Here is a 14,308-nt window from a genome sequence, read left to right on the forward strand (position 1 = left end):
CGGTTTGGCTGTGACCATTAACGGTGGCGGTGACTTTACTGATACCGGCCGTGATGTTGGTCAACGTGGTGGTCGCTATGCCATTTTCATTGGTGTTGGCTGACGCGTTGGTGATCGTAGCACCGTTGTTTGCGGTGAAGGTAACCGCCACACTAGGCACCACGTTGCCGTTAGCATCGGTCACCTTGGCCTGAACGGCGTTGGTGTCCGTGCCGTTAGCAACCGCGTGATCAATGGTGATCGTTAAATCACCGTTCACAATCGTTGCCGTGCCGCCGTCAGCCACAAAGGTAGTGTCGACGGTTTGGCTGTGACCGTTAATGGTGGCGGTGACCTTACTGATACCGGATGTGATGTTGGTCAGCGTGGTAGTGGCTACGCCATTTTCATCGGTGTTAGCCGACGCGTTGGTGATCGTAGCACCGTTATTCGCGGCGAAGGTGACCGCCACATTAGGCACCACGTTACCGTTAGCATCGGTCACCTTGGCCTGAACGGCGTTGGTTGCAGTGCCGTTGGCTTCGGCGTTGTCGGTTGTGACCGTCAGAGCTCCATTGATAATGGTCGCCGTACTGTCATCAGCCACAAAGGTGGTGTCGACGGTTTGGCTGCTATCGTTAATGGTAGCGGTGACTTTGCTGGTGCCAGCGGTGACGTTAGTTAGTTTAGTCGTTGCTAACCCCTGCGAGTTGGTGGTGGCTGATGCTATGGCGATAACGGCCCCATTATCTGCGGTAAAACTTACCGTGACATTCGGAACAACGTTACCGTTAGCATCGGTGACCTTGGCTTGAACGGCGTTGGTATCTGTGCCGTTAGCTTTGGCCCCGTCGGTGGTGATCGTTAAATCACCGTTCACAATCGTTGCCGTGCCGCCGTCGGCCACAAAGGTGGTGTCTACGGTTTGGCTATGGCCATTAACGGTGGCTGTGACCTTGGCTATCCCTGTTTGGGTATTGGTCAACGTTGTGCTCGCTAAGCCATCGGAACCCGTTGTTACTGACGCGTTGGCGATCGTTGCGCCATTATCTGCGGTGAAACTGACGACTGCATTAGGGACTAGGTTGCCGTTGGCATCGGTGACTTTAGCTTGAACCGCGTTGGTTGCATGGCCATCTGCCTTAGCGCTATCAGAAGTCACAACGAGGTTAGCTTTGGTGATGGTTGCCGTTGAGCCATCCGCGACAAAGTTAGTGTCCACTTGCTGACTATGACTGTTAACGGTTGCCGTAACCTGTGTCGTACCCGATTGCGTGTTGGTTAACGTGGTGCTGGCAAGTCCTTGTGGGTTGGTTGTGACTGATTCAGTGGTCACTGTCGCGCCGTGGTTAGCGCTGAAGGTGACGGTGGCATTCGGTACTACGTTGCCGTTGGCATCGGTAACCTTGGCTTGAACGGCGTTAGTATCGCTCCCATCGGCTGTGGCATCGTTTTTGGTGACCTGTAAATCGCCTTTGACGATCGTTGACGTTGAGCCATCAGGAGTGAAGTTAGTATTCACGTTCTGGCTGGTGCCGTTAATAGCCGCAACGACGTTGGTGACCCCTGATGTGGTGTTACTCAACGTTGTCGTAGCAAGGCCACTTTCATTAGTGAGCGCTGACGCCATAGTGACGGTTGCACCGTTATTGGCGCTAAAGCTTACTGCCACATTAGGCACCACGTTACCGTTGGCATCCGTGACTTTAGCTTGGACAGCATTGGTTGCGGTCCCATTGGCTAAGGCGTTATCAGCAGTGACCTTCAGATTTCCTGCAATGATGGTCGCAGTACCATTATCAGCAACAAATACGGCGTCTTTGCTGGCTGAACGGCCGCTGACGGTTGCTGTAACCTTATATTTGCCCGCAGTTGTACTCGTCACCGATGCTGTCGCTTTGCCATCTGCACCCGTGGTTCCGATTACGGTGGTAATCGTGGCACCGGTTGCAACCACAAAGTTAACGCTGGCGTTGGGGACGAGGTTGCCGTTGGCATCGGTCACAATAGCTTCAACCGCATCGATATCAACGCCGTCAGCCAGAGCACCATTTGGATTGATGGTCAGATTGCTAGCAGTGATAGTTGCTGTTGAACTATCGGGAATGAAGCGCGTGTTGGTCTGAGCGCTGTTTCCTGATTCCTGAATCCGAGCGGTAACGGTGTAGGTATCCGCCTTGAGGCTTGTCACTTTGGCGGTTGCAAGGCCGTCATCGCCGGTCACGCCTTTAACGGTGATAATTTTGGCACCGTTGCTGACGGTAAAATGAACCGTGACATCGGAGACCGTGTTCGCGTTGGCGTCGGTAACTTTTGCTGTGACTAGGTTAGTATCCGTTCCGTTTGCGACGGCATCCTGCGTTGCGGTGAGATTGCCTTGGGTAATGGTTGATGTCGATTTATCTGCAACGAAGGTCACAACCTGAGTTTTAGAACTTCCGTTGATGCGTGCCGTGATTGTGCTATCACCAATGGTGGTATTGGTCACTAACAGAATGGCCTGACCCTCGGCATCAGTCATCACCGTTGAACCATTGACGATAGTTGCACCGTTTGTGGCGCTCAAATCAACCTGTGAATTGGCGAGTGGGTTGCCATTGATATCTTTTACGGTCACTTGCAGTTTGTTTGAGCTTTGCCCATCTGCGAGTGCCTTGTTTTTGATGATATCCAGCGCGCTGATTTGTGCTGTAGCGGCATCAGCAATAAAGTCAACCTGGCCTGATTTATAGTTGCCGTTGTTCATTGTGGCGGTAATCACACCTTGCTTAGCCAGTTTACTACGAACGTAAACCGTGGCTTTACCTCGGCTATCGGTGTTAACCGTCAGCGTCTGGCTGTTGGTGTCGCCATCTTTAAATAACGTTGCTGCTGAACGACCATCTGCGCCTTTCATGTTATCAATATCAAACTTGATAGGCTGTGCCGTCATCGGCTGGCTATGTTCATCAAGCACCGAGGCTGTCACGGTGAAATAATCAGCGTCGTTAGCCGGTACTGAGCCTGATGGCGTGATCGTTAAATCGCTGATGATATTTTTAGAGGGTTCAACTTTGATAGTCGTCGCTGCGGTATTGGAATTATTACCGTTGTTGTCGACGCCAACCGCTTTAATGACGTATTCCTGCGCGGCGTTAGCGCGTTTGGTGTACACGTATGGCGGTAAAGTGACTTCTAACTGGGTGAGCGACAGCTCGCGGAATGTACCACCGTTAGCAAGAAATTCTGCAGAAGCCGTCCATTCGACGTCCTTCAGACCATACTTGGCTTTAGATACGGTGAGCGGTAGCGTTATGGTTTCTGCGGCTTTGGCGGTGACGGTGTTTGGCAATGAGATTCGCAGCAGATCCTGCTTACGGTATTGCATCACGATTTCATAGTTACGATCGACGAACTCGTACATGCTGCCCATCAGGCTGCGCAACGCATCAACGGAATCGGCGCTGATCTGTCGAGCCCAAGGTACACCAAAGCGATAATTAACATCTATCCCAATGCGACTGTCATCTTTATCACCCACGGAGTGCTCACCTTTCAGGGTAACCAGTGGGATTGGCGTATAGTTTAAGCCGAAGGTCAGTGCTTTTGGATTATCCTTTAAGTCGTCAGGATGTGTGCCGGTGCCCAGATCGATACCTTTACCAAAATACTGTTCATATTTAAGGTTGGCGCCTAATTGAGGATATGACGGTAGATAAGCCTCAGCACGCAGGTCAAACCCATTGGCAGGGCGTTCATCATAGTCTTTCATGGCAGACAGGCGGGACTGATGCCAGTCGGTTAGGCCGTAGTAGCCATTCACCGCCAGTTTTAGATAATCCGTCCAAGCTTCACCACCGACGCCTAAACGCGCATTTTTGCCCGTATAGTCGTAATCATAAAAGGTGTTGATGCCATACATCCAATCGTCGATATATTGGCGATAGCCAACACCAACGTTGGCCGTATTTCTATCTTCATTACTATGCAGGCCGAGCTGCGTGAAGAATAGACTATCCGTGTTGCCTATAATAGGGAGTAACAAATCACCAGAAATTTTTTGATCAGAACCCGCGCTGAAACGTGCGGTGCCTTTCTGATTCAACCAGTCATTAATCTGCTGGTTAATTAATCCTTCACCAATGCTTTTTGCATAATTAATAGATGCGTTGGTGACATTATCGCTCGATAAAATTTGTCCTGCCTGCATCGCGTTACCAGTGAGATCAACCGCTGGTTCGTTTGCTGACGAAGATGAAATAGACTCGCTACCAAGGGAAGGCAAATTAGGTGTTGAATCTCCGGTAGGGAGGGCAGAGGCCGCGTTCTCGGGATTAATATGAGATTGGAACTCAGGTGTTGATATTAATGTGGGGGCCTGTTGTTTTTTCGGAGGTAATAAAGGCGAAGAGGGGCTCTCTGTCGGAGCACTTCCCTCTACAACCGATTGCATCCCCAAAATAGTCTCTTCCATCTTGCTATATTCATTTGCTCTGGCTACAGAACTGACTGACATTAACAATGGTGTAAGAGCTTGAATAATGATTATCCCCCATGAGGTTATTTTCATACCTCTTGGTGAAATTATTTTTCTCATAACGAATACCAATGTAAAATTTTATGAAATACACAAAGAGCCCATCTTCATAAAAGAAGGGGCTCTGGCTTGAAATAGCTTAAATGTGTAATTAAATGCTAGAGAGTTCTTTTATTTTACCTTTAACGACTGAGTATCCGGTGTATTGGACTTTTGAGCACAGTGTGTCTAATTTCATTTCAAGCATCATGGTGTAAACTTCTTTTGCATCGTTATCCATGATGTTCTTGTTTACATTTAAAAAGCGGTATCCTTTACCAATGTCACCATAGTCTTTAGTGTATTTCTGATATTGATTAGACTGCGCTTCTCTTAAAAAATTAAAATGGTCGACACAGGTATTGTTTGTGGAGGCGAGTGTTATACCTGTTAGCGTTGCAGTACGTTTTGCAATATAGTTATCTGCAGGAGTACTAGTATTTTGATATCCAGTAGTTGCTGCAGCCGTTGTATGGTTATTGCCCTGAGGCTTCTTTGCTGGCTGGGATGAGCATGCCGCCAGCAGACAGATTGATCCCAAGACCAAAAACTTTGATGAACCCATGTTCATATAAACTAGCTCCTTAATTACATCATGAAAAAATCATTATTAAATGTGCCTGTATGGGCTACGGCTGAGTTAACTGCGTTGTTATTCTTGTTTGACCTTTAGCCAAAACCTTTCCGGCTACAAAAGACAGTAGCGGTGCTCTTGGCGAATAGTCAGTTAAACGGGAGTCAAAATAGGACGGTGGAAAACGTGACCTAAGAAAATAAAATAAAAAATTAATGTTTTTCACATTAAAATAAGAAACCAATCCCCCGGTGTAGCGATAAAGCGTTTTATGTGAGATCTTCAACGTTCTGGCGATAAGGCTAAATGTCCATCCTTTATTGACCATAAGAATGATGGCCATTTTCATTGCCCCGAGCTTTTTGACACAGATCAGATCATTAAACTCCTTAATGAAATAATAGGTCAGATTTGATCTAAGCAAAGTCGTGATATCTCGAGGCCATAGAGCGAGTTTTTCGTTAATATCGATGTGAGGAAGTCGCTCCAATACCATCGACATATCTCCCCCCGAGCAGATAAGAATCACGGAGGCTCGATTGGCATAGGCATTTTTTAGCAAAGTGCCAAAGTCTGACATCAACTTCAAACTATCAACGTCAATAAAAATAGCATTTCCTACAAAGCTTTTGGGATCTAGCTCACTAAGTATAGAAAGCAAGCCTAATTTCAGGTATTCGTTATCTGTGATGATTGAAACTTTTCTGTTTCGTTTTTCATTATTGATGAGCATTTTATATTTTTATCCAAAATCAAACGTTGAACCTATATAGGTTGGCGATAGAAATAACCTTGTATCAGCTCTATATCTACGGGCCTGAATCTGATTTTTACTCATGGCACCACCTGCTATAGATGAAAGTTCAACTCAAATAGAGTCATGCTGACATTTCTCTTTAACGTGCTAGATACTCTAATGATTATTAGCTTGCTATCTTTTCAAGGCTGTAAATCTGGCTTAGCCTGATGTTTTAATACTGAAAGACAGCATTAATTTGCCGTTGCTTGACTGTTATTTTTTTAGTTCTCGGAATAAATAATTAACGTTGCCATGCCTTCTTATTCCCATATTGTTCGTCTGTACTGCTTTTTTATTAGGAAGTCAGAACCGATATCGTTTCTATCATCATAGGCGGCGATTTTGTTGAATAAAGTATACTGGCGGCATAGACATAATTGGTATTTATAACTATAAAATTTAAATTTATAGTTTAATGATCTGATAATATTTTGTTTATTGGTGTTATGTTTTGTTTTTATAAGTGAGGGAGTGGTGATTTCCGTCCATGGAGGTCATGTTTTGTCAGTTATGGAGAGCGTTATAAAGGAGGGGGCGGTGATAAAAATAGAGCTGATTGGGTTTCAAATACGGAGACGATGGATGTATTACCTGCACTGCTTTGCGTATAGGGGAGAGAGTGGGCGAAGTCGATAAGTTCAATGGAATGGGTTGTTGCTGAGGAAGTGTTGCTGTTGGAAGAATGATTGTACATGGGGGGGAGGGAGCTACGGTCTGAAAGTAGGGTGAATGCTTATGATGAATACATAGCTTTATAGCTCTATTTGCGAGTTATTCTTTGATGGAATCTCTAGCGAAAGTACACGCTTTGTAATGAATCAACGTAGGTTACGTGGTTTGAGTTTTGGCGTTGACGAGATGGTGGGGCTTCAAAGAGGGATAAAACTCAGAATGGTGTCCCCTGCAGGAATCGAACCTGCAACTAGCCCTTAGGAGGGGCTCGTTATATCCATTTAACTAAGAGGACAACGGCAGCTATTATACGCATTTTTATCAATAGGATAAGAACTAATCTTACTGATTGCTCGTTTTATCGGCGTTAATGTTTATTTGCTGGGAAAACATACTGATTTTGCCAGCGTGCAGACTGGAAATGCTACCGATACACCGTGTCTGTCGTTATTACGCCATTTTAAGAAGAGGTGCGTAATTTTTGACCTAGGGTAAAGAAAGATGAGTCAATATTATTCATAATACCCTGTTAAATAACAAAAAAATCATTAGATTAATTTATAGAATGTTGACGTGAGTTAGGTGGCCTATGGATAGCGCTATATCATTCTTACATACAGCTTTGTGTAGCAGTGCTCATATTGAGAAGTCAATGCAGGCGTGTATTCATGCCATTCCGGAAGGTTTTAGCTGTGATGGCATTTTCCTGAATTATTACCGACATGATATTCGCAGTATACAGTTTATTGCATTGTCTTCTCATAAAGCGGCGCGGCTTAAGCGTGATTTGATTCCAATACCCGAGTATATTGCCGAGCAGTTTGAGAAAAATCAGAATATTGAAATTCAACTCATTAATGATCTGAAGCAGGATTTATTAACCGAATATGTCGTAGGAAGGGGATTTAGAAATATTAAGTCAATCATTCTTATGAGAATGTCGCTGGATGGTATTCGTTTGGGGGCCGTTGGTTTTTTTAGCTATCAGCCTCAAGCTTATACTGCGGAGCATGTTGCCTTGATTGAGGGGGTTCGTGGTGAGTTTTCGTTACTTTCATTTATTACTCTTTTGCAGCATAACCTTTTAGAGCCTCGGGCTAAATATTCAGCGCCTCCCTCTTGCATACCTTCAACGTTTTCACACGCTGATGAGCGGTTCATCGTTAGTCCAAGTAATGTCGAATTATCGAAGCTTTATTCATCGTTGAAAATACTGGCATGTAGTCAATCGCCAATTTTGATTTTTGGTGAAAATGGCGTAGGAAAAAAAAGTATTGCGTCATACATACGCGAAGCCGCCGACGAAAAGGGTTTTTATGGTATTCTCGATGTGAGAAATCACCAGTTAATCTATATATCATCGAACGATAACACAAAAAAATGTATCGACATTAATTGGGAAGATATGCCAGATATTAAGTATTTTTTGCCATTACATGGTGGAACCTTACTGGTCTACGAATTATTTTCTCTGCCGAAGCGTTGGCAAATGATGGTGCTAGAGTTGATGAGTCGTTATCCCGGTGTTTGTCATGTTAAGACCATCTCTATTCAAACTGAGCGATACAGTGAAGCATTACATCTTGATTATTTATCCAGCCAGTATCATCACCATATTCTCTGCTTAGAGATCACCCTTCCTCCTTTACGATATCGACATCAAGACATCCCGTTACTGCTAACGCACTACCTGTCATTGAAGCTAACTCACCGCGGTGCAAACAAAATTCCGATATTTAGTCCAGAAACGAAAAAAATGCTGTGGGACTATCAATGGCCTGGAAATATCAGCGAGCTAATTCATGTGATTGAGAATTCAAACATCTCATTCCCTGGTGGAGAGTTGATATGCGATTTGCCTAAAATAAAAGCTCAGGGAGGGCTTTTACCTCTAGAGGATGCGATGCGTGAGCATATTATGAAGGCGCTACGTCAAGCCAATGGGAAGATTTCAGGTAAAAATGGCGCGGCGCAGATTCTAGGCATTAATAGTAATACGTTGTATAGCAAGATAAAAAAACTGAGGATCTCAGCTCGCTAAAGCTAATTTCAGGAAAATAAAAAGTCAAAGAGCGAACTCTTTGACTTTTTTAAGGTTTACACTCTGCGCTTCTGTTTGGGTTATTTCATCTTTTTACTACGATGAAAACCATCAATCATTCCTTTAATCAATGCACCTAATGAATCGCCCGTGGTACAAAGGTAAAGGTGAACTATCACAAACATCAGCATGATTAATGCAAGAGCATAATGCAGGTAGGCAATAATCTGTTTTCCTGGCCAACCAAATATCTTAGTCGGTGAGTACTCAGGGAAAAGCATCAACAGCCCGCTGACAATGAGCAATGGTACAAGCGCAAACATAATGCCTATGTATCCAAGCTGCTGCAGGATATTAAATTTGCTCTGCTGGCTTGGATGCTCAGGATGCGGTTCGCCTCGGAAAATACCGACGAGATAATAGCGAGTTTGTCGGTAAAGCCTTGCTGAAATTCCCCGCCAACGAACGAGATAATGGTGACCGTTACCTGAAAGAGCGGCAATGATGAATAAGACCCAAATAGCACAGAGTGTGAGCCCTGCAATATTGTGAATATTTACCCATGTAGCGAATCGTTGAGTCACAAAATGCAAGGCGATACCGCTGACGAGCAGCGTGATACAGCACAGCGCATTAAGCCAATGCCAACATCTGACTAATAAAGTATAAAGATATATTTTATCTTCACTGGCATTCTCGTGTGAGCGCTTCAACAATTTGTTGCTGATAACTCGACCAACGCCATGGCAGATCAATAACCCAATGAATGCCATCAGTGCATAAACATAAAGTTTATCCCAATGATTGCTGCCATTACTGCCAATCATATAAGTATTACTAAAGAGTGTACCTTTAACCGTTTGCACCTGTTCTGTTTTTTCACCCGTTACAGGTAGGCTTGCTAGTTTCTTCTGTAATTGGCTGTCATCAAATAATCCTTTCCCTAATAAGCTTCCAGGCGTTGAGGGAAACAGTGTGATATCTGTTTTTTGCCTTTGGGTGAGTATGGCAGAATTGCTGTGACATTGTTCGCAGGTGACTGCTTGAGAGGCAGGTAAAATTTTGTGCAAGGTTTCATCGTTCGCCGCAACGTGGCAGTCGATGCAGCGTAAGCTAGCCAAATGCTGTTCTGAGTAAGGCAGCATTTTATGCGCCAAATCCTGTTTTGTCGCAGATTTACCTTTGGCGAGCAGTGAATAAACGCCGGCTCTTGAGTGACAGTTTATGCACGTCTGATTGCTTTTGGCTATTTGCGTTTTACTAGGATTAGAGATAACTCCGCTGCTCATGGTATGCGCATCATGGCATGCCGTGCAGGTGAATTGTCCTTGCTCTATTTTTTGTTGGTGCACGCTCGCATTTTCGGCGGTGATGGTGTCGTGCAGCATTACCGCATGGCAGCCCTCACAGCTTGTATTCTGCTGCGGCGCCAATTGGTGTGGCGTAGCATCAAAACCTTGGCTGTTTGGTGCGCTTTGATGGCAGGCAATACAGGGTAATCCACCATGAACACTTTCTTGATAATCCTCGGCAGAGAGCTGTAACTTATCGTGTGCTTTAGATGTCACGATGCTATGAATATCAGTATCGGAATGACAGCTTAAGCATGATTGATTCTGCTGGCTGGCGGTGACGGAAAGCGCGGGTGGGGCGGCCCAAGCATATACTTGTGAAAATAAGAGTATCGCAAAAAGCAGACCGCGCTTTATCTGGTGTTTCATAGATAAATTAGTCATAGCGATCCCTTAAGGTTTCATGTTGGGATATTTAAAGAGATGGCAGTTATTACAATAAATCTCTGAAGGTTTGTGTTCGTTATGGCACATGGTACAAGAAGCATCTTTGCCATAGTGAATTGAGTTGTGCGGGTTGGGCTCCGCATTTTTGTCCTTTGGATCAGGTAGCGTTAGCGCGGCCACCTGATCGCGAGAACCATGACAATTCAGGCAATTGCTGTCATTCGGCGACGATACTGGGGTTTTAGTGCCGTGACATAGCTGACATGAATTATCTTTTCCCGTGGCCTCCAACGTTTGGTGATAGGGCTTAGCATGCATGCTATTCAGCTTGTCATGGTATAGGGCTTCATTGTTGGCAGTGTTGTCGGCAGCGGCGCAGTTCAGACTCAAGCAACTGATAACCATCACTAAAAAAAATAAAAGTTGTTTTGTCATCTCAGGCATCCTTGTCTGTAGCTGGGAAATCATCGCTTGGCGCTGCGGCACCTACGCTGGCGCCGGCAATACGGCCATAAACCAAACAGTCTGCGACGGCACAACTTCCTAATCGACTTCCCCCGTGAGAGCCCGCAGTGGCTTCGCCTGCTGCATACAGTCCTGGGATCGGGGTGCTATCAGCAGCGTTTAAAACCTCTGCTTTGACGTTAATTTTTACGCCTCCCATCACATAATGGACTTTTGGCCAAACCCGCACGGCAACAAAGGGCCCCTTATCTAACGGAACGGCACGACTGACATCTTTATGCATGCGGTCGCCTCCTTTACGGGCAACTGCCGCATTGTATTCATCCACTTCTGACTTTAGCGTGGCATAGGGCATGCCAAAGTGATCGGCTAATTCCTGTAGGGTATCGAACTGCCAAGCCACTTTATAATGCAGTGCATGAGTTAAACTTTGTGCCTGCTTCGCACCGTCTAGCGTGGTAAAGCAGATGGGGTAAAGCGGATTACCGTCCTGATCAACCTGTGCCAGAATGCCGTCTTCGCGCTCTTTACGGTCGGCCAACTCATTGGTAAAGCGCTTAGCCGTCCGTGGATTGACCATAATTCCGTTAGGAAAGCCGGAGATGGTGTTGAACTGAGAAACATAGCCGAAGCCTTTTTCATCGGGAGATGACCAAGGGCCAAGCTGGATCAGATCAAGTTGAACGGGAATCGCGCCGATACGTAACATTTGTACGAGGCACTCAGAGGTGGCTCCTGGATGATTGGTTGAGTCCACTTTTTCATCCAGCCGAGGGTTTTGCATTTTTCTGAAGCGGAGATCGTTGGAGAATCCCCCAGAGCACATCACGACGCCGTAACGAGCACCGTAGTGGCGAATTTCACCGCTGGTTTCGTCGGGAAAGCGGTAGCCATCACGAACTGAAATACCAATCACGCGCCCTTGTGCATTTTGGTCAAAACCCAGCAGTTTGCAGCGAGTACGGAACATAACTCCCAGCTTCATCGCTGAATTTTTCAATGGCATGACAATTCCGGCACCAGAGCTTTCGACCGTCTGTAGCGTTCGGGGGACGGAGTGACCGCCAAAATGTTGCACGAACGGTTTATAAACCACGCCATGTTTCAATGTAAATTCATAGGCGGCAGTTGTGTTATTGACCAGAATAGTTAACTGCTCTTTGTCGTTGAGACCTCGACCTGCTTTTAACATGTCTTTGTACATGAGTTCAGGTGAGTCAACGATGCCCTCTTTTTGCTGCAGAGGCGAGTTTGCAACCGCGACAGCCCCCCCGTTAATCGTTGAGTTTCCTCCACAAACGGGCATTTTATCGATGACTAATACGCTGCGGCCGAGATTGACAGCCTCAAGCGCGGCGGCTAATCCGGCAAAACCACTTCCAACCACAATGACGTCATAAACACGGTGATAGCGGATAGCGTTGTCGTTGCTACACGAGGCGGTGCTGGCGCTGACAGAACCGGAAAAGGCCGCAAAAGCGGCCCCAGTCGTCAACAACGTCCCTTTGGTAATAAAATTACGACGAGAGTTATTGATTTTGTTATCCATTGTGCCCCTCACGGATCAACGGTAGCGCAGGATACTGTCGCAGGAGTTTGGCTGAATTCTCGATGTCATCGCTGAAGATGCGATCTTTATCGACGAATTTCACCTTTTCGCGGTAGCTGTTGTAGAGCTTACCTGTTTGCTCGCCCAGTTTGATGTCTGGGTTTTTGTGTTTGCGCAGGTCGATCGCTTGACTCGCATGTAACAGCTCAAGGCCATAGATGTAGCGCATGTCATCGGCAATTTGGGTCAGTCGAGTGGAGGCCTGTAAATTATTGGTGTAGGTATCTTCAATGCTGCCAGCCATAGGTTGGCCATCGAGTGATACTGGATTTACCAGCGAGCGGATGTTGGCAAGCATAGCAACCTGCGGCTTTTGAATTGCACCGAAAGCGTGCCCATTATTCTCCTCACCCGCGAGGAAGCGGCTTAGACCGGTGAAATGATCGTCGGAAAGATGCAGGGTTCTTTGTACGCTGTTATGTGCCAAGTGACCCATAGCAACGGATAGGTTTTGAATGGCCAGCGTCAGCGGGAGTGGTTCGAAATTCGACGTAGGGAAGATCGCACCATTCACTTTGCCATCGTGGACGTAGTACTGCGCAACTTGGCTATTCTCTATTAATGATTTATCGGCGTTGACGATCACCGCAGGGTTATCGTCTGAGCTGTTCATCTGAATCGACAGCATTTGATAAGCTTCAGCCCACTCTTTATGTGCCTCATTGAGAACAAACACCGTGGTTCGGTAGGAGAGTGGATCTTGTAATGCTCGGCCATCCTGATGCTGCCAGAGATAAGAACCTTTCAGCACCTCACGCATCACCTTGGCGGTATCTTGGACGCCAGGGAATGGATGAACGCTAAGGCTTTGTGGCAGGAACGGTGCAACGTTGCCATTCAGACCTTCTAGAGATAAACCAAACACTTCAGGAGTGACATTAATGATCTGTTTAGCGGCGAGCAGCGCTTGTGCGGAGTATGCTGCGGAGATTGCATTGGTCGATAAAATAGAGAGGGCGTCTTTGCCGATAGGATCGAGTTTTGTAATCCCAGCGGCTTGTAATGCGCTGGCTGCATCTTGTTCATGACCGTTTACGTGAACTTTCCACTCTCCCATCATGACATCGCCGATATGAGAGGCCAGAGTGATATCAGCTTCCCCAACCGAGCCTTGTGAAGGCACGACGGGCGTAATATGGTTATTGAGCAGTTGCTGATATAGGGTCGCTACCTGTGGTTGAGCACCGGTTCTGCCTACGAGTAACGTATTGAGACGGATAACCATTGCCATACGTACCAGTTCATCAGGCATCGCTGGGCCAATACCTGCACCATGGGCACGCAGTGCGTTAACGTTGAAGGCTTTTGAGGCTGCAATGGCTTCTGGCGTGAGTTGACCGTGGGCATCAAACAGCGATTTATCCTTATTTAAGCCTACGCCGACGGTTAAACCATAGACGGGGATCCCTTTGCTGGCTGCCGTCATTAAGAGCTGATTGGCTTCTTCAACCCTTTTCATTGCCGCAGGGGCGATGTGAACCTCTTTGTTTGAATAAGCAATTTCCCATGCGTCTTCCAACGTGAGTGAATGCCCATCCAACGTGATCCCTGATGTGGCCGACCAAACGGTCGGTGAAAGAAACAAACCTGCCAACGTAAGTGCTAATGCCGTTTTTTTCATCATAATTCTCCTGTTTGAATAGCAAAATCATAAGGGGCAACCACAGGAGAAAAGTTTGAATTGCGCTCAGCATTTTTTGTGCCGATTTTTGAAATATCAAGAATCGATATAAAAATTGACGTATGCCAGATTTAATCTTCGTTGGGATGATAGATGTATATCCCCGTCATACTTCAAGTTGCATATGCGTTGGTTCACTCGAGTAATCACTCACTTGTCGCCCTTCTGCAACTCGAATTATTTGAGGGATAGAC

At 46.1% G+C, this 14,308-nt stretch carries 8 protein-coding genes and 1 tRNA gene; 1 reads left to right on the plus strand and 8 read right to left on the minus strand.

Annotated features, from left to right (window positions below):
• From HMPREF3091_RS20465 to HMPREF3091_RS20480, 4 genes are all read right to left on the minus strand, one after another.
• Window positions 1-4,432, minus strand: a 4,432-nt coding sequence (locus HMPREF3091_RS20465; protein WP_210403579.1) for an Ig-like domain-containing protein, incomplete at its 3' end; no start/stop codon positions are given.
• Between the two features lie 214 nt (window positions 4,433-4,646).
• On the minus strand, window positions 4,647-5,105 hold the full coding sequence (locus HMPREF3091_RS20470) for a hypothetical protein (protein ID WP_004091357.1): 459 nt from the start codon (window positions 5,103-5,105) through the stop codon (window positions 4,647-4,649).
• Window positions 5,106-5,163: 58 nt separating this feature from the next.
• A complete protein-coding gene (locus HMPREF3091_RS20475) occupies window positions 5,164-5,841 on the minus strand; it encodes a hypothetical protein (protein ID WP_004091356.1) in 678 nt (225 codons plus the stop codon).
• 958 nt (window positions 5,842-6,799) lie between these two features.
• A tRNA-Arg gene (locus HMPREF3091_RS20480) sits at window positions 6,800-6,874 on the minus strand.
• Between the two features lie 294 nt (window positions 6,875-7,168).
• Here HMPREF3091_RS20480 and HMPREF3091_RS20485 point away from each other — a divergent pair.
• On the plus strand, window positions 7,169-8,620 hold the full coding sequence (locus HMPREF3091_RS20485; RefSeq protein ID WP_246840036.1) for an AAA-type ATPase lid domain-containing protein: 1,452 nt from the start codon (window positions 7,169-7,171) through the stop codon (window positions 8,618-8,620).
• Window positions 8,621-8,700: 80 nt separating this feature from the next.
• On the opposite strand, the gene phsC is transcribed toward HMPREF3091_RS20485, so the two are convergent.
• The 4 genes from phsC to hutH form a co-directional block, all read right to left on the minus strand.
• Complete coding sequence (gene phsC, locus HMPREF3091_RS22395; protein WP_246840037.1) at window positions 8,701-10,008, minus strand: thiosulfate reductase cytochrome B subunit; 1,308 nt, start codon at window positions 10,006-10,008, stop codon at window positions 8,701-8,703.
• Window positions 10,009-10,365: 357 nt separating this feature from the next.
• Window positions 10,366-10,794, minus strand: coding sequence for a cytochrome c3 family protein (locus HMPREF3091_RS20495; protein ID WP_118937719.1), 429 nt, complete (start codon window positions 10,792-10,794; stop codon window positions 10,366-10,368).
• Window position 10,795: 1 nt separating this feature from the next.
• Complete coding sequence (locus HMPREF3091_RS20500; RefSeq protein ID WP_070718635.1) at window positions 10,796-12,373, minus strand: flavocytochrome c; 1,578 nt, start codon at window positions 12,371-12,373, stop codon at window positions 10,796-10,798.
• A complete protein-coding gene (gene hutH, locus HMPREF3091_RS20505; RefSeq protein ID WP_246840038.1) occupies window positions 12,366-14,057 on the minus strand; it encodes an HAL/PAL/TAL family ammonia-lyase in 1,692 nt (563 codons plus the stop codon). The genes HMPREF3091_RS20500 and hutH overlap by 8 nt, the downstream gene beginning before the upstream one ends.
• Window positions 14,058-14,308 lie beyond the last annotated feature (251 nt).

This window comes from Hafnia sp. HMSC23F03 (genome assembly GCF_001816025.1).
In the GTDB taxonomy this organism is placed as follows: domain Bacteria; phylum Pseudomonadota; class Gammaproteobacteria; order Enterobacterales; family Enterobacteriaceae; genus Hafnia; species Hafnia paralvei.

Coding starts and splice junctions, on each gene's coding strand:
- HMPREF3091_RS20470 (WP_004091357.1), bottom strand. CDS start 5,105: ATGAACATGGGTTCATCAAAGTTTTTGGTCTTGGGATCAATCTGTCTG.
- HMPREF3091_RS20475 (WP_004091356.1), bottom strand. CDS start 5,841: ATGCTCATCAATAATGAAAAACGAAACAGAAAAGTTTCAATCATCACA.
- HMPREF3091_RS20485 (WP_246840036.1), top strand. CDS start 7,169: ATGGATAGCGCTATATCATTCTTACATACAGCTTTGTGTAGCAGTGCT.
- phsC (WP_246840037.1), bottom strand. CDS start 10,008: ATGCTGCACGACACCATCACCGCCGAAAATGCGAGCGTGCACCAACAA.
- HMPREF3091_RS20495 (WP_118937719.1), bottom strand. CDS start 10,794: ATGACAAAACAACTTTTATTTTTTTTAGTGATGGTTATCAGTTGCTTG.
- HMPREF3091_RS20500 (WP_070718635.1), bottom strand. CDS start 12,373: ATGGATAACAAAATCAATAACTCTCGTCGTAATTTTATTACCAAAGGG.
- hutH (WP_246840038.1), bottom strand. CDS start 14,057: ATGATGAAAAAAACGGCATTAGCACTTACGTTGGCAGGTTTGTTTCTT.